This window comes from Mycoplasmopsis felis, assembly GCF_034647055.2.
Classification (GTDB): Bacteria; Bacillota_I; Bacilli_A; order Mycoplasmatales; family Metamycoplasmataceae; genus Mycoplasmopsis; species Mycoplasmopsis felis.
This window is the reverse complement of the sequence record NZ_CP141047.2, coordinates 818,439-839,298: the sequence shown is the minus strand read 5'-3', so window position 1 is coordinate 839,298 and position 20,860 is coordinate 818,439. Positions and strand designations below refer to the sequence as shown.

Below are 20,860 nucleotides of genomic sequence, written 5' to 3'. Positions count from 1 at the left end.
ATATTATTTGCTAAAATATTATAAAAATAAAATAAAACTAATTTCAATAAATACCCTTTCTTACACATTAATAGCATTTTTTTCAATTGTTTTAGTATTTTTATCTGTTTATAATATCGAAACTAAAGATTTTTTCTGACATGAAAATAAAAATAATTTAGCAAATCTTATAAATTTATTTGCAGCAATATCTGGTTTTTTAGGTGTTATATCAATATATCTTTTTGCAAAGAAAAAGCAAATAGGATTTTTAATTGCAACATTAAATGCAATATTCTTGATTATTTATTTAGTTTACAGTGGTTTATTGATTGATGCTACTTTAAACTTTATATATATTTTAATAATGATTATTACATTTTGAAAAGTTAAAAGAGGAAAAACAAAAAATATACCTAAATATATTATTTCATGAGAAATATTATTAATTATCTTTATTTTAGGACTTTGTATATTTTTAGTTTTTTATTTTACAAACCCTCTTATAAATAAAGTAGTTAAATATTTAATTTATAAAGATTATAAAGAGTTTGTTTATAACTTTAATAATTTTATATGAGGTTCCATTTTATTATCAACATCAAATAGTGTTTCTGTTATAGCTTTAATTTTAATGACTATTGGTTTTAAGTCAAGTTGAATTATTTGGTGTTTTAAAAACATCGCAAGCATCTTATTCTTTTCAGGTATAGGATTTTTAGATATTACATTAATCTTAATCAATGCAATATATATGACTTTTTCTATTTACTTATTTTGGTTAGAAAAAATGAATCACAAATCAGATTTGCCTTTATTTGTATGGGTGCATCTGGTAAATCAACTATAATCAGAGAATTAAGTGAGTTTTTAAAAACCAATAATATTAAGATTATTGATGAAAGATTAACAGATGAAAAAGTTTTTTTAAAATATATGGAAGATTTCAAAACTAATGGCTATCAAACACAAATTTTGTTTTTTAAAGATAGACTAAAACAAATCAATGAAATGTCTGATTATTCTTATTCACTAATAGATAGACATATGATAGATGATTTCTTGTTTCCAGATACTTTGATTGAGATGAAATACTTTAATAAAAAACAAATTCTGTTTTGAAAATACTTATACAAACATTATTATAAAATAATGCTTTTAGTTCAACCTAAAGTAGATTATACTTTTGTTGTTCTTAAAAATTATGAGCTAATAAAGTTAAATAGAAAAAGTGCTTCCGAAACATCTGCAGATGACTTTCAAAAAAGAAGAAGAACAGCAGAAATCAATGATGGAAAGAATGATTTATTTTTTAAAAACATCAATAATAAATATTTGAATAATAATAATATTTCTAATGAACTAAATTATTTGTTAAAGAAATATTCGAAAAAATGAGAGATTTTTATTGATGAAGATTATAAAGAATCAATTCTAAAAATAAAAAAACTCATTAAAAATCAAATATTTTTAAATAAAAAGAAAGGAGGAGACTATGAATAATAGACCTAATGATCAAAGATCAAATGTCAAAAATTCAAATAATATTGCTTATAAGCAAAATAAGGATAATAGATCTAATCAATTAAATCCAAATAATAAAAAAACTAAATAATTTAAATTACTTAGTTTTTTTATTATTTGTTTGATTTAACTTTCTTTTTTTTAAAATCTAATTCTTATTTTTTCATATCGATATACTTATATATACAATTTATTATGATTTAATTTCTTGTTATATAAAATAAAGTTCTTTTATTTGATATTTTTTATTTTTATAAAAAGGTAAATATATAATTTATATTATGAAAATTAAAGAACATTTGAATAAATTAATGAATATGATTCCTATTGTCTTATCAGGAATAATTATTAGTTCTTGTAATAAAAACATAAAAAGTAATTATGAAGAATTATCAGAAATTAAAACACTGAAGGATTGGGGAGATGAATCATTTAATAATATAAATAGAATCAATAGTTTAGAAAATTTAACTTATGATGATGAAGTTGCTAAAGAAGAATTTAAAGCAGAATTCAATCAAAAATTTAGACCTTCTAATGTGATGTACCAACTAACTGTTTATTCATTTGCTGATGGAAATGGTGATGGAATAGGTGATTTTATTGGTTTAAAAAATAATTTAGATTACTTTGTAAATTTAGGAATAGATACATTATATCTTTCTCCTATTCATCCTGCATCAAGTTATCATGGTTATGATGTTATAGATTATACAAATATAGCACCAGAATTAGGTGGTATGGAAGCATTTGATGATTTTATTAAAGAAGCACACTCAAAAGGAATTAAAGTAGTTATAGATATGGTATTAAACCATACCTCATATGAACATCCTTGATTTTTAAAAGCACTGCAAGGTGATACAAAATACAGAGATTATTATTATTTTTATGAAAATGATGAATCTAAAGGACAAGGAGTAGATACAAATATTAGAAAATTATTCAAAAATATTAATATTGATAAATATCATCAAAATGATACGAATGCAAAATATGTTGCACAGTTTTGATCAGGTATGCCTGATTTAAATTTAACTAATAAAGAAGTTCAAAAAGAAATAGAAAATATCCATCGCTTTTGAACTAAAAAAGGTGTAGATGGATTTAGATACGATGCTTTTTATCATTATTTCGGTTCAGAAAATAAAAATAAGTCAACAGATTTAAATAATAGAAAAACAACAAGTTTATTTAATTCCTGAAGAAAAGTAGTTGAAGAAGAATTAAATAATTTAAAAAATAAAGGACACAGTGTTTCATCTGATACTGCATTTATGTTTGGTGAATGATGACAAAGTGTAATTAATTCAAATAAATATTGATTTACTAGAGATTTTGAACCTGCTCTTGGTACAGTTATAGACGGAGAAAATTATAAATACTCACTTCAACCGTTTATTAATTATGATAATGAAGTAAACTTAATTAATTCTTTTAGTTCTATAAATGGAACTAAAAGACAGTGACTTCCTTTTTTAGATAACCATGATGTAGATAGATGGATAGCAAATTATAAGAATCACAAAACAAAAACATCACTTGATTTAGATTCTCACCAGCTTAATTTACAAGAACGTGCTGGTTATTTATCTGCTTTATTTTCATTATTATCAAGAGGAGGAATGCCTATTTTATATAATGGAAATGAAATATTAATGCAAGGTGGAAATAAAAGGAAGGGTGATATAAATGTTAGAGAAGCGTTTTATTGAAAAGATAAAAACAAAAGAGTTTATTTTAAAGAAGCAAAATCACAAAATGACTTAATACAAACTTTAACTTCAAAAGGTGAAGGTTATGTAGAAGATTTAGTATCAAAAGAAAATGGAGCATATCTATTAGTTTCAAAATTAATTAAGTTAAGAAAAAAATATAAATCACTTAGAGAACAGGATATTAAATATATTGTTAACCCAAATGATATTATTGATTTTTCTCAATCTAATATAACAGAAAATAATATAACAGTAAGAAAAGAAGATGAAAACACATTAATATTAGTTATATATAATGATTCATTAAAACAAACAAACGTTAAATTCAAAGAAGATTTTAAAGAAATAAATCAACTTATTTCATATGGTTATGAAATTAAGGGAAAAGAAATAATTGGTTCAAACGATATTCAAGTAGGTGTTTACAAATTAATTAAATAAATACATCTTGATATGTCAAGTTATAAATAAAAAAACATCTTTTTATAATTAATATATATAAATAAAATAATAAAAAATATTAAAATTAAATTAGGATTATGGAAAGGCAGCTAAAATTCAAAAAAATATCGTTTAAAGATCGATTACGATGGTTTTTTTTAGGAAAATTACCGTTAGAAAGAAAATATAAACCAAAAATTTTAGAATATTTATTTAATATATTTTCTAATATTTTGATTTTAATTATTCAAATAGTATTTTTGTATATGTATTTGAAAATAGTAAATGAAAAAAATGACAATTCAAATGCAGTAAATATTTTATTAGTATTAAAGAAATTTGAATTCAGAGTATTATTATCGATTTTTATTTTATCTTGATTGGTTCAAGTTTTTATGTTTATGCATATTATGTACATTTTATCTAAAACTGAGTTTCACAAATGAATTGGAATTATTGGTGGAATAACAGGGATATTACTTTTAAGTCCACTAAGTATACTTTTTAACATAGTTGCATATCAAAAAAATGAATTAGCTTTTGAATAGATAATCCATTATTTAATTAATTAAAGAGGAAAAATGAAAAAAAGAAAATTATTTTTATTAAGTTCATCACTTTTATCAACTGCAGGATTTTTAGCTGCTGCTTCATGTGGTAGTTCTGAATCTAGTGAATCAAAAGAAATTGTTGTAGCAGTAGATGGAGTTCAACAAAATTTCTATAAAGAAATTATTGAAAAATTCCAAAATACAGAATCATACAAAGAAGGTTACCGTATTAAAACAATAACCAAGGATGTTTGATCTGCACTTGATTTTGGTGTTCAAGGATTAAATGATCCATTAGTACCAGATATTTTTTATGGACCTCAAGATCGTTTAACTGATTTTGTCCAAAAAAATGCTTTAGTGGATTTAAGTGTATTTTCACCTACACTATTTAGTGAATTAGCAACAAATTTAAATTTATCAGATGTTCAAAGACAAGAAATGGAAGCATTTGGTAAAGTTGTTGGAAAATCAACAGATGGTTTAAGAAATGTAGAACAATTTGTTGGTTTAAGACACAATAAAGAAGGAATTATTTTAGCTTCAAATAAATCAGAAGAAGAAACAAGAACAATTTTTAACAACGCTAACACAGATACATTAAAAGAATTAGTTGAAGCAGGGGAAACAGTATTAAGAATACAAGACCTTTGATATGGTAATGGTGTATTTTATGGAGGTATGGAAACATACTTTAACTCATTATCTGAAGAAGAGCAAGAAGCATTTGGTAAGAATTTTGCAAATATTCTAGCTTCAAAAATTTTATATTATGATGGAACAAAAACAACTTCTGGTTTTATTAAAACAGATAAGCATCACGAAATTTACAAAAAAGGTCTTGAAGCAGTTGCAGATTTAGTTTGACCAATTATTGAAGCTGCTTACATTAAGAATGAAGCAGAATTCGTTGAAACTGTATGAGGTAGAAAAGGGTTCAAGCAAGGTGACTTACAAGGTTTATATGTAAGTAATATGGGTAATGTTCATGATTCATTAATGCAATTTATGTCAGAAGGTAAATTATCATATGCTTTAATTGGAACATGAGATGTTCAAAACTCAGAACGTGCAGGAAAAGCTAAATCATTCTTCAATGTTCTTAAAGTAAATGAAACAGTTCCATATAAACAAGCACAAGGTTCTTGAGCTTATATGGTTAACTCAAGAAACAATGGTGCTAGTGAAGGAAGAAAAAAAGCTATTACTGAAGTATTAAAATTAGCATTCCAACCAAAATCATATTATGAATACTTTAAAACAGATTCAAAAGTTCCATTTGCAGATAGTAGACAAACTGAAATTAATAGAAGTATTGAGCAAGAAAATTCAAGAGAATTTGAGAGATTCAATAAATTATCAAAAGATTTAGGTTATTCATCAATTTCTGAATTACAAACAGCAACAAGTGAATTTTTAAAACCATTAATTGCAATAAGTACAGCAGGAATTAACTGAAATGCTTGAGAAAAAACAACTGATGCTACAAGTCCAATGTCAGAACAAAATATGATACCTGCATCAGAAATGCAAATTACAGGTGATAAAAAAGCAACATTTATTTCTGATGAATCATACAATACATTAAATTCTTCATTAACTTCCACATTACCATTAAGAAACACAATTGCAAGTCTTTTAGGTCTTACAAATGATTGAAGTAATCAATTAGTTGGTGGGCAAGGTAACCAATCATGACAAGTAGGAGCGCAAATTCTTAAGGACGGAGCATTTGCTGCATTATCAGAAGAATATAAAGATAATATTGTTCAAGAAGCAGCAAATGGAGAAAATAAAGGTTCATTCCATATGAGAAAAGTGGAAAAAATTATTTTCGGTGCAAACGGAGATAATAAAGAATCAGAAGTTTTACCATTAATTGAAGAAATTTCAAACGCAATTAAAGAAAACAAATTAGAAGAATTACAATCAAAAGTTGTTGCTAAAGCTAAAGTCTTTTCGAATAAAGCAGCAAAAACAACAGTAGATGATGCAACAATTGAAAAAGTAGCAAAAGCGTATTTCGGAAACTACGTAAATGCTGCGCGTATTTCATCATTAGTTAAATCAGAATTAGCAAATAAAAATATGCCTAAAAAAGATAATACATCTTCAGAATATAAAGGTCAACAAGTTATTGATGAATTAGCTAAATATGATAAATTGCTAAGTTTTTACAAAATATTAAAAGTTGTTACATCAACAAAAGATTTAAAAAATAATGGTATTGGTGTTTTAACTACACAACCAACACGTTTCGACTCATCTAACCCTCAATTCTCACATGTATGAGGAAGATGAAATGATAGAACATTTGGAAATGCAGAATTTTATAAAACACTTAAAGGAAAAGGTGTAACTACAAAAGAACAATTTGTAAGTGCAATTGAAGATAATTTATCAAGTTTATTCTCAGAATGAGCAAGCACATTTACAGACCCAACTGCAACAAGCGTTATTATAGAAACAAAATAAAATGTATCAAAAATACAAAACAAATATAACTAAATCACAGTTTTATATATTGATGACATTATTAGCACTGCTTACAGCAGTGCTTCTTATATGAGTTTTAATTCCTTTTGGATATGGAATTAAACAAACAGATGAAATCAAAAAATTGTCTAAAGAAGAAATCTCAGAATTAGCAAAAAATATTTCAATTAAAACATTAGTTTCATATTTTGCTAACACATTTATAATTATCTTTTTTATGATTTATATCCTTTTATTGAGAAATAAATTAACTGCTGGGTACTTCTTTTTTAGCATTTGAATCATTGTGTTTGTTACATTAATTGCATTACCCTTTTATCAAGGGACAGATAATTTAACTAATTTTCAAATAGTTTTAGGTTCACTAGTTTCCTTGGTTTCTGGAATTATAACAATAACATTAATAGTTTATGCAATTCAATATTATATAAAGAGAAAATTTAGTTATTATGAATGATATAAAATACACAAAGGACGGAGCAAATAATTATGGAAGAATTAAAACTTTATAATTGATATGGCGAAACGTTCGATAATATATTACCAGCTGCTTCAGGTAATATAAAAGCTTATAAAAAACAAGTTTATAACATTTTTTCAAGACAAGCAACTAAAATAAAAAATCAAGAAAATATAGATAAAGACTTGTTCTTAAGAGCTAGAACAAAATTACAAGATAATTTAAAAAGAAATTTAGATAGTCATAAAGTAGCTTATAAAAATAAGGTTGCTGTATTAAAAGATTCAATTAAAAAACTAGCTTTTAGTGAATCTAGTGTTTCATTATTAAATTTCGAAATAAAGAAAATCAAACACTCATTAAAAGATACACAAACTTATGCAAAAGAATTTGTTTATTCGCTCACAAAATCTGCAGATGATTTAGAAGATAAAGTAAAAAATATTAAGAAGTTACAAGTAACAACTAAGAATGAAGAAAATGAATTATTCAAAAAATATACAATTTTTAATATTTTAAAATTATATATAACAACTTTTAATGATTTTGATTTTAATATTAGTAAATTAAAAGATAAGTTATTACCAATTGAACAAGTTTGAATAGATAAGTTAGGTAATAAATCAAGTAAATTCTTTAAAGAAATCTTTGATGGAATTGAAGAACAAAGATTGTCATTATTAAGACGTAAAAATGAACTTGAAAGAAAATACAATCAAACCTATTTAAAAGAAAAAGAACTTTATCATAGAGAAAAACAAGCAATTATTTTAGAATCAAAACAAAAAATATTACAGTTAGAATATGAATATAAAAGCAAGGTAAGTGAATTAAATTCTTTAAATAAACATAAGAAGATTGAATCGTTAGCTAAAATAGAAGAACAAAAACAATTAATTTTAGCTAAAGAACAAAAAAACAAGGAACTTTTTGAGAAAATCAAACTAAAATCAGTTCAAGAAGTTCAAAACATTAAATCAAAATATAAAGAGCAAAAACTTTTTAATAAACAAAGAGCAAAATTACAATTAAATAAAGATTTATACGGATTTTTAAGTAAAAGAGTAACTGATTTACCAAAAATTAATTTTGATTTTAATAATTTATCTTTAGAAGAAATAACACAGAAAAATGTTAATATATCAAATGAATTATTAAACTATAAAAATAATTCAAATAATCCTCTGGTAAAAATATCTTTTGAAACTTATTATTCAAAAACTAATATTTTAAGAAACCAATATGAATTTTCATTACTATTAAAATCACAATTAAAATACTTAATTGGTAAATCAAAACAAAGTTATACCTATGAAGGTAAGTTTAATTTAGAAGAATCTAAAGCATTAAAAGAAAGATTTATTGATTATAGGTTAACAAGATTGAAATATCGTGAAGAAAAAATATTAGCTAAAACAAAAATATTTAAATTAAAAGAAAGTGGTGAGTTAACTAAAGAAAAAGAAAAAAATACAATTTTATTTAGTGAAATTAAAAATAAATATAACCAAAATATAAAAGAATTAAAAGCAAAACTTCAAGAGAAAGTTATTTCAAAACAAGCTTATAAAAACAAACTATATGAATACAAAATAGAGAAAAAAGAATCAATTAATGAAGTTAAATTACAATCAAAATCTCTAGCAAATAAGGAAATCTTAAAGACAATTTTCTGAAGAGAATTTGCAGAAACAAAGGTTAATAAAAAAGTTTATGAAAGTAAAATAACAGAAGCACAAAAATCTATTCCAATCGAAACAATGAAAAATCTAAGATGATTATCACTATTTTTAGGAATAATTTTCCCTGGTTTATCAGAAGTTTTATTATTTAAGCAATATGTTAAAGGTATTATTATGTCTATTTTTAGTATCTTTGCTTGAGTTTTAATTATTCCGTTTGCTTTCGGGTTTTACTGAGAACAAATGGGTGGAATACCTGGATTTAGTGATTTAGGAAAAAGTTTACACGATATAAATAAAGGTATATTAACAGATGCTAGATTATACTTATTTGGTGGAGTAATCTCAGTATTATTAATGGTATTTGTTTTCATATATTTTATTGTTTCAGGACTAGGTGCTTATAAAGTTGCAAAATACTTAGAATATGGTTCAAGACCAAGTAAGTGGTCTCACACAAAAAGATGACTAAATACAAGTGGTTTCCCTTGAGTTATTTCAATACTTGGTTGAGTGTTAATGTTATTTATAGTAGCTACACCTATTATTACATCTGTTTTAGTTTCATTTACAAATTATGGGTATCTACATGAAGCGCCTGGAAGAACTGTCGATTGAGTTGGATTGAAAAACTGAGGATATTGATGAGAATTTCGTGAAAATAAAATGTTTTTATCATTAGGTAGAGTTCTTGGCTGAACTGCTATTTGAACAGTTGCTTCAACTTTCTTACCTATTAGTTTTGGTATTATTATTGCTGTTTTAACTAATAGTCAAAGAATAAGATTTAAGAAAATATTTAGATTAATCTATATTTTACCTTGAGCAATTCCTGCCTTTGTTACTTTAACATTCCTAAAAACAGCATTTAAAGAAGGAAGTGATGGTTATATTAATACCATTATGTTATCTCTTAATTTAATAGAAAGACCATTGAATTGATTGTCTGAAATAAATTCAGCAAGAGTATTAGTAATTATTGTCCAAACTTGAATTGCTTATGCATTTATATTTATGCTAGTAACAGGAAACTTGCAATCAATACCAAAAGATATTTATGAAGCAGGTTCAGTTGATGGGGCAAAAGGGAGACAATTATTCTGATATTTAACATTACCATCATTATTACTATCTATTTCACCAATGCTAATAGGACAATTTGTTGGAGCATTTAATAACTTTACAACAATTTCTATCTTTACTGGTGGTGGTCCAAACTTTGCTGAATCTACTATATTTGGTGAAGCTTCAACTGATATTATTATTTCATGAGTTTATAAATTAACTACAGGAGCAGCAAACTTTGAAGGAAATCAAGCCTTTGCTGCTGCGTTAACCACACTTGCAGCTATATTTAGTATTGCAGTAGGTGCAAGAGGATTTATAAAATCAATGTCAAGGAGAGATTAAGATGATTAAGAAATTTTTAAGAAATAGGTTTTATCAACATGTTTTTGATAAAATCAAAGTTTCAGAACAAAAATTATCACCAAAAAGATTAAAGTTCAACGAATCAGACACTAAACCTCCAACAACACTTGAAATAATATGATTGTTCTTCAATTATTTAATATTAATCTTTTGATCTATTATAATCTTATTCCCAATTGTATCGTTGGTGCTTGCTGCTTTCAATGTAACAAACCCTCGTATCATATCAATTACACCTTTTAACTTTGGGTTAGATAACTTTAAATATTTATTTGAAAATGAACGTAGTTTATTCGGTAGATGATATTTAAATACAATTATTATTGCTGGATTGACAATGATTATTTCTACAGTTGCAGTGGCATTAAATGGTTATGCTTATTCTAGATTTAAATTTGCAGGTTCAAAACATTCTTTAACTATTATTATGATGTTACAAATGATACCAGCTACAACTGCATTAATTTCTTTATATTTATTAGTTCGTATGGGGAACAATATAGGTATTCCATCTATCTTTATGCTTGTTCTAATATATTCAGGTGGTTCAGTAGCAGGAAACACATTTATGTTAAAATCATATTTAGATACTGTTTCACCAGAATTAGATGATTCAGGTAAAGTTGATGGATGTACAAATTGAGGATTGTTCTTTAAGATATTAGTTCCAGTTATCAGACCAGCATTAATAATGGTTGCTCTTTGATCTTTCTTAACACCATTCACTGATGTTATCTTACCTAAATTCGTTTTAGTTAACAATGATGAAAAAACACTTGCAGTAGGATTAGATATATTTATTAATGCTGAACCAAAACATGTTAATGCAGGTGCATATGCAGCCGGTTCATTATTAGCTTCAATTCCAGCTTTTGCATTATTTATGTATTTACAAAGATATATAGTTGGTGGTTTAAGTGATGGAGCAGTGAAAGGATAAAATGTTTAAATTTAATAAAGAAAAATCGATAAATAAAGAAAAAGAAGTTAAAGAATTGTTACCACATACAAATAAATTACAAGATTTAGAAAATGGTTTTGAAACAATTGATATTGACGCATTAGTTTCAGAAGTTGGTGAAGTTTATTCATCTAATAATGGTGCAGAAATTAAACTAGTAAATCTTTCAAAAAAATACGAAGGTAATGAAAATTACACATTAGAAAACATTAATTTAGATATTAAACCTGGAACATTTTGTATTTTTCTAGGTCCATCAGGTTGTGGTAAAACAACATTACTAAGAATGATAGCTGGTTTAAACTCAATTACTAAAGGTGATTTATTATTTAACAATAAAAGATACAATAACCTTTTACCGAATGAACGTAATATAGCTATGGTTTTCCAATCATATGCTCTATATCCACATATGAATGTTTATAATAACATTGCATTCAGTTTAAAAATAGCAAACGAAAGAAAAGATGTTATTGATCGAAGAGTTAAAGACGTTGCTAAAATCTTAAAAATTGACCACCTACTTTATAGGAAACCAAAAGATTTATCAGGTGGACAAAGACAAAGGGTAGCAATAGGTAGGGCAATAGCCAGAAAACCATTAGTATTCTTAATGGATGAACCACTTTCTAACTTAGATGCTAAACTTAGAGAAAACATGCGTAGAGAAATTGTTAATATTCACCGTATGTTAAACACAACCAGTATTTATGTAACACACGATCAACTAGAAGCTATGACTATGGGAGATCAAATAGTTGTATTTAATGATGGTAAAATTCAACAAAGTGGAAAAGGAAAAGATTTATATTTCAGACCTGCTAATATCTTTGTTGCGAAATTTATTGGTTCTCCAACAATGAATACTTTTGAAGCAATTTACAAAGAAGGAAAAGTATTTAGTCCTTTAGGTAAGGTTGAAATTGAATTAGAACCTGAAACAACAAAACTATTAAAACCAAATCAAAAATTAGAAATAGGATTTAGAAGTGAGGACTTACGTATTCATCATAAATCAGTTCCTAATTCTGTTTTAGGAAAGATTACTAATATTGAATTAATAGGTAAAGACCAACTAATAGCAGTTAAAATTAATGAGGATATAGAATTTATAGTAAATGCTTCTAATAATGAAGAATATGAATTATATGGACATGTATATGTTGAATTTATTGTTCCTAGAATTCATATATTTGATAAAGAAACTGAAAATAGAATTAACTAATGAATAAGTTTAAATATTTTGATTCAAAATACAATTATTTAAGAAGAAAAATTTTATTAGGTACTTTATCGTTCTTCTTTTTCATTATTCTTATATTGCAATTTACTATGTTTAATAGATTTGCTGAAAGAATTGAAATTGAATATAATTTTATATCTTCAGGAGAATCTTCAGCAGGATTATCTATTCAAGAAATTTATAATTTATCTACAGCATATAAATTAAAGGAATTATTTACTTGATTAAACTCATTAGTTGTTTTTACTACTTTTATGATTTTGTTTATTTTAAGTTTTATACAATATTTAATTTATACAAATAAAAGTAATGGAGATAAACATTTTAAATTATTATTTTATTTAATTCCTTTAGTTTTTGTATTAATGTTTTTAATTAATGCATTACAACCAACAGAAGTAACTCGTGGTAAATACATTTTTTCTGAAAATGAAAGTAATTGAATAATTTTTGCTGAAAAAATTTCCAACAAAATGAACTATACAACATCATGAATATCAATGATTTTAGCATTTATATCAATTATTCTAGTTATTGTTGCAAAGAAAAGTTTTGGATTTATACAAAAAGATATTATTTTAAATTCATTACCTCCTGAAACTGAAGATTTAAAAAAAGAAATTAAATACATTCTAGACAATTCAAAACAATAAAACCAAGTTAATTCTTGGTTTTTTTACTTATATTAACAAAATAAAAATATTTTTAGTAAAATATAGAGTTATGTTAAAGAATAATAATAATAATAATAATCAAAGAAAGAAAATAGTTAAAGTTTCTGAAAAATCAGCAATCAAAACCAAAACAAACATGGTAGTTGATTATTTAATTGATTTAATAGTTTCAAAAAAAGTACCAGTAAATAAGATAATGCCTTCAGAACATTATGTAATGGAAAAAATGGACTGTTCGAGAAGTATTGTTGTATCTGCATATCAAAAATTAGAATCCATAGGTGCTATTTATTCTATTTCTAAAAGGGGACACTTTGTAGCAGAAAATTTTCATAATTTAATTAAACCAATTCCATTTATGTTAGATGTAGACAGAATTTTTGGCAATGAAGTTACATCTATTAAACCCAACTGATTCCAAGAAAAGAATATAATTTTTGTTAATGGATTTAGAACATTTGAAAAACAATTAGAAAAAAAAGGACAAATAATTGGTCAAGCAGAAATATATATTTCACTTAAAGTAGTAGATTTATATGAACCACTTAACTTAAACAAACCTTTAGTAGCAAGTTTAAATGACCGTAAAGCACTAAAAAACATAGTTTATGAATTAAAGTATGAAAAATGTTCAAAATTAAATGATGAGTTATTAGTTGTTATTACCTTTTGAGGTTATGATAATAATAGTGTAAGTATCGCTGGTAAGTATTATATTAAACCTGAATTCTTTAAATTTTATCATCAAGAATTTTCTTTAAATCACTAATAAATAAATAAAAAACTTTTAATTCTATTTTCAAGCACAAAAAAGAATAAAATAAGTCAAAAATCAATCAAAAAAATAACTTTTTAAAGTTATTTTTTCTTTTTGTTTTGATATATCAAGAAAATAGAAAAAGACCTAATTAAATACTCTTTTTAACATTATAATTATAAATATGAATATTCAAGGAAAAAACAAACAATTTTTTAAAGATTTTGATGAAAAATTTGCATATAAAAAGCCAGATTTAGGAATTAAATTTTTAAAAGATTTTATTCAATTAAAAATATGACAACCATTAGCAAAAAGGGTAGAAGTATTAGTTTATAGTCCAGATGATTTATCGAAGGAAGTTTATAAATTTACTTCACAAAAACTTGATGTAATTTGAAGAACAAATATTCCATTAGAATACGAAGGTTATTTTTATCAATATAAAATATGAGACGAAAATAATGAATTTAAAATTTGTTTAGACCCTTATGCTATTTCTTTAGCACCTTTTAATTGGCAAGGAGATGAAACAAAAGTAGGTTTTGGTGCTTTAGTTAATATTGATTCTAAGTTAGCAGGAAAAAAACCTAGAAAATTAAAATGAACAAAAAACAATCATACAGATTCATTTATTTATGAATTACATGTTAGAGATTTTACAAGTTTAAAAAACCAAAATGAATTAAAAAATCAATTAGGAACATTTAATTCATTACTAGAAAATAATTTATTTGATTATGTTAAAAAAATAGGAATGACACATGTTCAATTTCTACCTATACATTCAGCATACACAGTAAATGATTTAAATAACAGTATTTTGTTAAAAAATCAAGGTGATAAATGAACAACTAATTATAATTGAGGATATGATCCACATAATTATTTTTCTATAAATGGAATTTATAGTTCCAATCCAAAAGATCCATATAATAGAATTAAAGAATTTCGTGAATTAATTGATAAAGCACATGAAAAGGGTGTGGGAATTATTATGGATGTTGTTTATAATCATATGATGACCAATAATATATTTAACAATATCATACCCGGATATTATTATCGTGATAATGCTAAACATAAACCTGTTATCTATCCACCACTAGCAGATGAAAGATTTATGGTTAAAAGATTGATAATCGATTCATTAAAATATTTTGCCACTGAATTTAATATAGATGGATTTAGATTTGATTTATCTTGTTTCCATCACAAGGAAACAATAGATGAATTAACAAAAGAACTAAGAGAAATTAATCCAAATATAATCTTACATGGTGAAGCATGAAAATTTACAGATTTAAACCACAAAAGTTCTTATGTTAAAGGAGTGACAGATAATAACATAGCATTCGGTTATTTTAATGATACTTTAAGAGATTCAATAAAAGGACCTGAACACAATAGTATAGAACCTGGTTTAATTACTAAGTATGACAAAGACTTATTTAAAAAATATGTTACATCTGTTCCTGGTAATTTAAAAGATTTTGACTTTAAAGAATTTAAATTTGCAAGTGATAACTATTCATTATTTGCAAACGATATATCAATTAATTTAGCATATTCTGCTTGTCATGATGGATTTACATTATGAGATAAAATAAACATTACTGCAAATAAAAATGTTTCTTTTTTAGAAAGAATTGAAATGTATCGTCAGGCTTTAATGATGACAGTTTTAGTTCAAGGTAGACAATTTATGTTAGCAGGTACTGAATTATTACAATCTAAACCTTGTGATGTTTCAGGTGAAGAACCAGAAAAATGTATGTTCTCACCATTTGATGATTTCAATGAACAACCATATAAAAATTCATTCCATCCAAATTCATATAAAACAACAGATTATGTAAATGGGATAAAGTGAAATCACTTAGACAATATATTAGTTAAAGAATATGTTTTTGATTTTGTTTCAAATTTAAATAAATTTAGAAATAAAACACCGCACTTTAGGTTAGGTACGAATTCTGAAATATTTGAAAGTTTAAAATTTAAGACTGTGGATGTGAAGAATGGTATTTTAATTTTTGAAGTTTCAAAAGATAATAAACTATTCCAAGTTTTACATAATTTCTCAAATTCAACTTATGAATATGAATATACTGCAAAAGATAAAATTTTATTTAGTTCAAGAATTAATTTTAAAAAAGGTGAATTGCTACCTAATTCATCAATCTTAATGGAGAAAAAATAATGAAAACAGTTAAATTAGAAGACAAAATTTTATATCAAATTTTTCCTAGATCATTTTATGATTCTAATAATGATGGAGATGGTGATTTAAAAGGTATTACAGAAAAGTTACCTTATTTAAAAGAATTAGGTATTAACGGAATTTGATTATGTCCTACATACGATACACATTTTGTTGATGCAGGATATGATGTATTAGATTACAAGTCTGTGTGAAAACAATTTGGTACATTACAAGATTTTAAAGAAATGTCTTTAAAAGCATCTGAATTAGGTATTGATATAATTATGGATATAGTTTTAAACCACGTATCAAATGAACATGAATGATTTAAAAAAGCTTCTGAATCAGAAAACAATATTGAACATAGTTATTTTATTTGAAGAAAAGAATTAACAGAACAAGAAAAACAAGCACAAAGTATTTTTGGTGGTTCTGCTTGAGAATATGTTAACAGTGTTAAAAAATACTATTTCCATTTATTTTCAAAAGAACAAGTTGACCTTAATTGATCTCATCCGAACACAATCGCTGCAATGGTTGATGTTATTAATTTTTGATATGAATTAGGTGTTAGAGGATTTAGATTAGATGCTATCAAACATGTGGCAAAAACATTTGATAATGTTCAAGGTAATCCTTATTTTGCTTGATGTGATGGCGCAGTAGATTTTCTTAAAGAATTTAATAAATTAGCTTTTTCAAACAAACCCGATGCATATACGTTAGGAGAAGCTTCAGGAATTACTGCAGAAGAATTATTAGAATATGGTTCAGGACAAAATCAAGTTTCACAAAATTACTTCAATTTTGCTTGATGATGAATAGGTTGAGGTAAAACAGGAAGAAATGGTTATGATGCAAACTGAAATTACAAAGAATTTGTATACCAACAACAACCATTCCAACACAATGAAAATATAAAACCACATATGTTTACTAATTTTTTATCTAATCACGATACCTCGCGTAGTGTTTCACGTTGAGGAAATGAAGGAATATTTAGAGAAGAAAGTGCAAAAGCACACGCTTTAATGTTGTTAACTTTAAAAGGTATTCCATGTTTATACTATGGTGAAGAAATTGGATTGCTAAACACTCAATTTAATTCAAGAAACGAATTTAAAGATGTTGATATTCATAATGGGTTCAAATCTTTAGTAGATGAACAAAAAATATATAGTGAATCAGAATTTATCAAATATTTAAATATTAATTCAAGAGACGCTGGAAGATCATTAATGCAATGAAATAATACAATTAATGCAGGATTTAATTCAGGTAATAAACCATGATTAAATTTAGGTAAAAATAAAGAATATATTAATGTAGAAAATGCATTAAAAGACAAAACAAGTATTTTCCACTTTTATAAAAAGTTAATTGATATGCGTAAAAATGAATACAGAGATGTTTTTGTTTTAGGTAAATCAGAAATTTCTTTAACTGAAAATGCTTTGGTTAAAATATCAAGAACATTTAATGATACTAAATTAACTGTATATATTAATTTAACCGATAAAGAAGTTCATCAAAAAATTAATTTAGGAACTCAATTATTATCAACTTATAAAGATCAAAAAAATGTAGTTAATGTATTTAGACCATACGAAGGTATTTTAATAAAAGAATAGGAGCATAATGGATTTTTTAAAATATGATTTAGAAAATAAAAGAATTTCCCAGGTGAAGTTCGATAAATCAGTAACTGCAAAAACAGAGAGTATATTTGCTTTAGGTAATGGTTATTTAGGAATACGTAGTGCAGATGAAGAGAAAACTTCATATAACAAAGAAGACTTTTTTGTTAATGGTATGTTTAATAAAGATACCAAAGATGATGTGCCTGAGTTAGGAAATTTAGCTGATTTAATGACTAACCCCATTTTAATTAATGGTATTACATTTGATGTTAAAAAAAGAGATTCATATAATAAAACATTATTTATTCGTGATGGATATTTAAAAAGAACAGTTGAAGTAGAAAGGAGTCATGGAAAGTATCTATTTACTTTTGAAAGATTTGTTTCTAGAGATGATGCTAATGTTTATGCACAAAAAATAGAAATTAAGGTGTTATCTACAACAGAAAATCAACCTGTAGAAATAGTTTTAAAACCAGCAATTAATGGACAAGTAACAAATTCAGGAACTCAACATTTTGGAGAAGGACTAAAAAGTCGTCCCACAACTGAATCATTACAAATGGAGCAACAAACAACAACATCAAAACGTTGAGCAATTCACAACTTAATCACTAAGTTTTATGTAAATGGAAAACTGATAGAAGGCGGAAATGATCATTATGTTGTTGAAATGAAACGTAGATATGTCGGTTTTAAACTTAAAACTAAAGCAGTTGCAGGTGATGTAATTGTTCTTGAAAAGTTAATGTCAGTTCATACGTCAGTTGATTCAAAAAAATATTTATTAAGAAAAGCACAAGTTAAAGAAAATGCTGATAAAAAACACAATGAACTCTTAAAACAAAGTTATGATTCTTTAAAAAATGCATCAATATTAAAAATGCACCAAAGAGTATGAAAAGAATTCTATGTGAATATCGAAGGGAATGGTCAAGATAGTAAATACGACTCATTAGCTTTAGACTTTGGAATTTTTCATTTAAATGGTTTTGTTCCTAGACACTCTACAAATATGAATATTGGAGCAAAAGGTTTATCAGGTGAAGGATATCAAGGACATACATATTGAGATACAGAATTCTTTATAAATCCAATTTATTTATTTAACAATCCTAGAGTAGTACGTAATTTATTAACTTATAGATACAAAGGTATCAAGGGTGCCAGAGAAAAAGCAAAAGAAATTAAAGAAAGACCACAAGAAAGTAATTTACATGGTGCACAATTTCCTTGAGAAATGGCTTGACCTACAGATGGAGAAGTTTGTCCATATTGAGGTCAAGCAGATGTTGTAACAGGCAAACAAGTACCAATTGCTTCTAGAAGACAAGAAATTCACGTTTCTGCAGATGTTGCTTATGCTATTAATCAATATTACCAAGTAACTCGTGATGAGAAATTTATGGAACAAATGGGTTATGAAATGATTATTGATACTGCCATTTTTTACTCAAATAGAGCAGAATTACAAGAAGATGGGTCATATGCAATTTTAGACGTAATGGGACCAAATGAATATAAGGGTAATATTGACAACAATGCATATATTAATATGTTTGCAAAATATAATATAGATTTAGCATTGAAATATATTAGATATCTTAAAAAACACAAAGTTGGTTTATGACACTTAATTGAAAAGAAAATACCTTACAAAATTAATGTATCTAAACTAGAAGAAGTTTCTGAAAAATTAATTCAACAAGTTCCAAACAAGGATTTCATCATAGCTGAAAATGATCAATTCTTAAAATTACCTAAACTTAATGTTTCTGAATTTCAAATGCTAGGAGATGCAGGTAAAAAATTATTTAATACCAAAGAAGGTAATAAATTATTATCTGCTCAACTTGTAAAACAAGCAGACGTAGTTTTATTATTAAATATATTACCTCATTTATATTCTAAAGAAGTTCGTAAAGCTAATTTTGAATATTATGAACCAATTACAACCCATGATTCATCGTTGTCTCCTGCAACATATGTAATTGAAGCAGCAAGATTAAAAATGATACAAAGAGCATACAAAATTTTTAAATATGGAATTAACATCGATTTAGGTCCGGCTATGCATACTTCAGATGCTGGAATTCATGCTGGTTCTTTAGCAGCTATTTATCAAATGATTGTATTTGGGTTTGGTGGTTTAGATTGGCATAATGATAAGTTATATTTAGATCCAAAAATACCTAATGAATGAAATAAGTTAACATACAGATTTAGATATCAAAGTGCATTATTTGAAGTAGTAGTTGAGCAAACACATTTTAAAATTAAATTAATTTCAGATTTAAAATTCAGAGGATTTATCTATATAAATAATCAAAAAACAAAAATTAATCATGAATGACAAACATTTGAGGTAAAAAATGATTAAAGGATTTGTTTTTGACCTAGATGGTGTTATTACTGATACAGCAGTATTACACTATAAATCATGAAATGAAGTTGTCAAAAAATTAGGTATAGATTATACTGAAGCAGATAATGAAAAACTTCGTGGTATACCTAGATTAGAAACCTTAAAAGAAATTATAAAATTAAAAAAACCAGAATTAAAATTATCTACAGAAGAATTATTAAATATTTGTGAAATTAAAAATAATTTATATAAAGAATTACTAAATACAGAAATTAATAAAGATTCAGTTTTACCAAATATTAAAAATTTCTTATTAAAAGCAAAATCACATAACATTAAATTATCTATTGCTTCAAGTAGTTTTAATGCTCCGAATATATTAAAAAAACTTGAATTATTTGAATTATTTGATTATATTGTATATCCTGGTGACATTAAAAACGGTAAGCCTGCGCCAGATATCTTTATAGCAGGTGCTAATGGAATTGGATTAAAAACAAGTGAGTGTATTGGTTTTGAAGATGCAATAGCTGGAATACAAGGTATAAAGGATGCTCAAATGCTTGCAATAGCTATTACAAATGGTTCTAATGAAGATTTCAGTAAAGCAGATTTAATTTTAAATTCTACTTCTGATTTAGATTTTGATTTTATTATTAATAAATTTAATAAAGCATAAACAAAAGTTTATGTTTTTTTATCATTATTTTTAATTTAATTAGTAAAATAAAA

General features: G+C 25.2%; 15 protein-coding genes. All 15 read left to right on the top strand.

Annotated elements, in window-relative coordinates; translation table 4 throughout:
* Window positions 1-7: 7 nt before the first annotated feature.
* The 15 genes from RRG59_RS03625 to pgmB all read left to right on the top strand — a co-directional run bounded on the left by RRG59_RS03625 (window position 8) and on the right by pgmB (window position 20,807).
* The gene (locus tag RRG59_RS03625; protein ID WP_322902183.1) at window positions 8-829 is read left to right on the top strand and encodes a nicotinamide mononucleotide transporter; all 822 of its coding nucleotides are present in this window, start codon (window positions 8-10) and stop codon (window positions 827-829) included.
* Window positions 757-1,482, top strand: a complete 726-nt coding sequence (locus RRG59_RS03620; protein ID WP_322902182.1) for a hypothetical protein — start codon at window positions 757-759, stop codon at window positions 1,480-1,482. The genes RRG59_RS03625 and RRG59_RS03620 overlap by 73 nt, the downstream gene beginning before the upstream one ends.
* Window positions 1,483-1,784: 302 nt before the next feature.
* Window positions 1,785-3,662 (top strand): alpha-amylase family glycosyl hydrolase, encoded by a 1,878-nt coding sequence (locus tag RRG59_RS03615; RefSeq protein WP_322902181.1) that lies wholly within the window; start codon window positions 1,785-1,787, stop codon window positions 3,660-3,662.
* A 98-nt stretch (window positions 3,663-3,760) separates the two neighbouring features.
* A complete protein-coding gene (locus RRG59_RS03610; RefSeq protein WP_322902180.1) occupies window positions 3,761-4,210 on the top strand; it encodes a hypothetical protein in 450 nt (149 codons plus the stop codon).
* A 33-nt stretch (window positions 4,211-4,243) separates the two neighbouring features.
* A complete protein-coding gene (locus RRG59_RS03605) occupies window positions 4,244-6,688 on the top strand; it encodes a hypothetical protein (RefSeq protein WP_322902179.1) in 2,445 nt (814 codons plus the stop codon).
* A gap of 1 nt (window position 6,689) precedes the next feature.
* Window positions 6,690-7,196 (top strand): hypothetical protein, encoded by a 507-nt coding sequence (locus RRG59_RS03600; protein ID WP_036429986.1) that lies wholly within the window; start codon window positions 6,690-6,692, stop codon window positions 7,194-7,196.
* 2 nt (window positions 7,197-7,198) lie between these two features.
* A complete protein-coding gene (locus RRG59_RS03595) occupies window positions 7,199-10,261 on the top strand; it encodes an ABC transporter permease subunit (protein ID WP_322902178.1) in 3,063 nt (1,020 codons plus the stop codon).
* Between the two features lies 1 nt (window position 10,262).
* A complete protein-coding gene (locus RRG59_RS03590) occupies window positions 10,263-11,222 on the top strand; it encodes a sugar ABC transporter permease (RefSeq protein ID WP_036429982.1) in 960 nt (319 codons plus the stop codon).
* A gap of 1 nt (window position 11,223) precedes the next feature.
* The gene (locus tag RRG59_RS03585; protein WP_322902177.1) at window positions 11,224-12,468 is read left to right on the top strand and encodes an ABC transporter ATP-binding protein; all 1,245 of its coding nucleotides are present in this window, start codon (window positions 11,224-11,226) and stop codon (window positions 12,466-12,468) included.
* Window positions 12,468-13,139 carry a hypothetical protein gene (locus RRG59_RS03580; protein WP_322900373.1) on the top strand — a complete coding sequence of 224 codons (672 nt, stop codon included), beginning with the start codon at window positions 12,468-12,470 and terminating at the stop codon, window positions 13,137-13,139. The genes RRG59_RS03585 and RRG59_RS03580 overlap by 1 nt, the downstream gene beginning before the upstream one ends.
* A gap of 70 nt (window positions 13,140-13,209) precedes the next feature.
* The gene (locus tag RRG59_RS03575; protein WP_322902175.1) at window positions 13,210-13,929 is read left to right on the top strand and encodes a GntR family transcriptional regulator; all 720 of its coding nucleotides are present in this window, start codon (window positions 13,210-13,212) and stop codon (window positions 13,927-13,929) included.
* A 172-nt stretch (window positions 13,930-14,101) separates the two neighbouring features.
* Window positions 14,102-16,120: an alpha-amylase family glycosyl hydrolase gene (locus tag RRG59_RS03570; RefSeq protein ID WP_036429972.1), complete on the top strand. Its 2,019-nt coding sequence runs from the start codon at window positions 14,102-14,104 to the stop codon at window positions 16,118-16,120.
* The gene (locus RRG59_RS03565) at window positions 16,120-17,754 is read left to right on the top strand and encodes an alpha-amylase family glycosyl hydrolase (protein ID WP_322900371.1); all 1,635 of its coding nucleotides are present in this window, start codon (window positions 16,120-16,122) and stop codon (window positions 17,752-17,754) included. Before RRG59_RS03570 ends, RRG59_RS03565 begins: the two co-directional genes overlap by 1 nt.
* A 7-nt stretch (window positions 17,755-17,761) precedes the next feature.
* Window positions 17,762-20,143, top strand: a complete 2,382-nt coding sequence (locus RRG59_RS03560; protein ID WP_322902174.1) for a glycosyl hydrolase family 65 domain-containing protein — start codon at window positions 17,762-17,764, stop codon at window positions 20,141-20,143.
* Window positions 20,136-20,807, top strand: coding sequence for a beta-phosphoglucomutase (gene pgmB, locus RRG59_RS03555; protein WP_322902173.1), 672 nt, complete (start codon window positions 20,136-20,138; stop codon window positions 20,805-20,807). The genes RRG59_RS03560 and pgmB overlap by 8 nt, the downstream gene beginning before the upstream one ends.
* The last annotated feature ends 53 nt before the right edge of the window (window positions 20,808-20,860 follow it).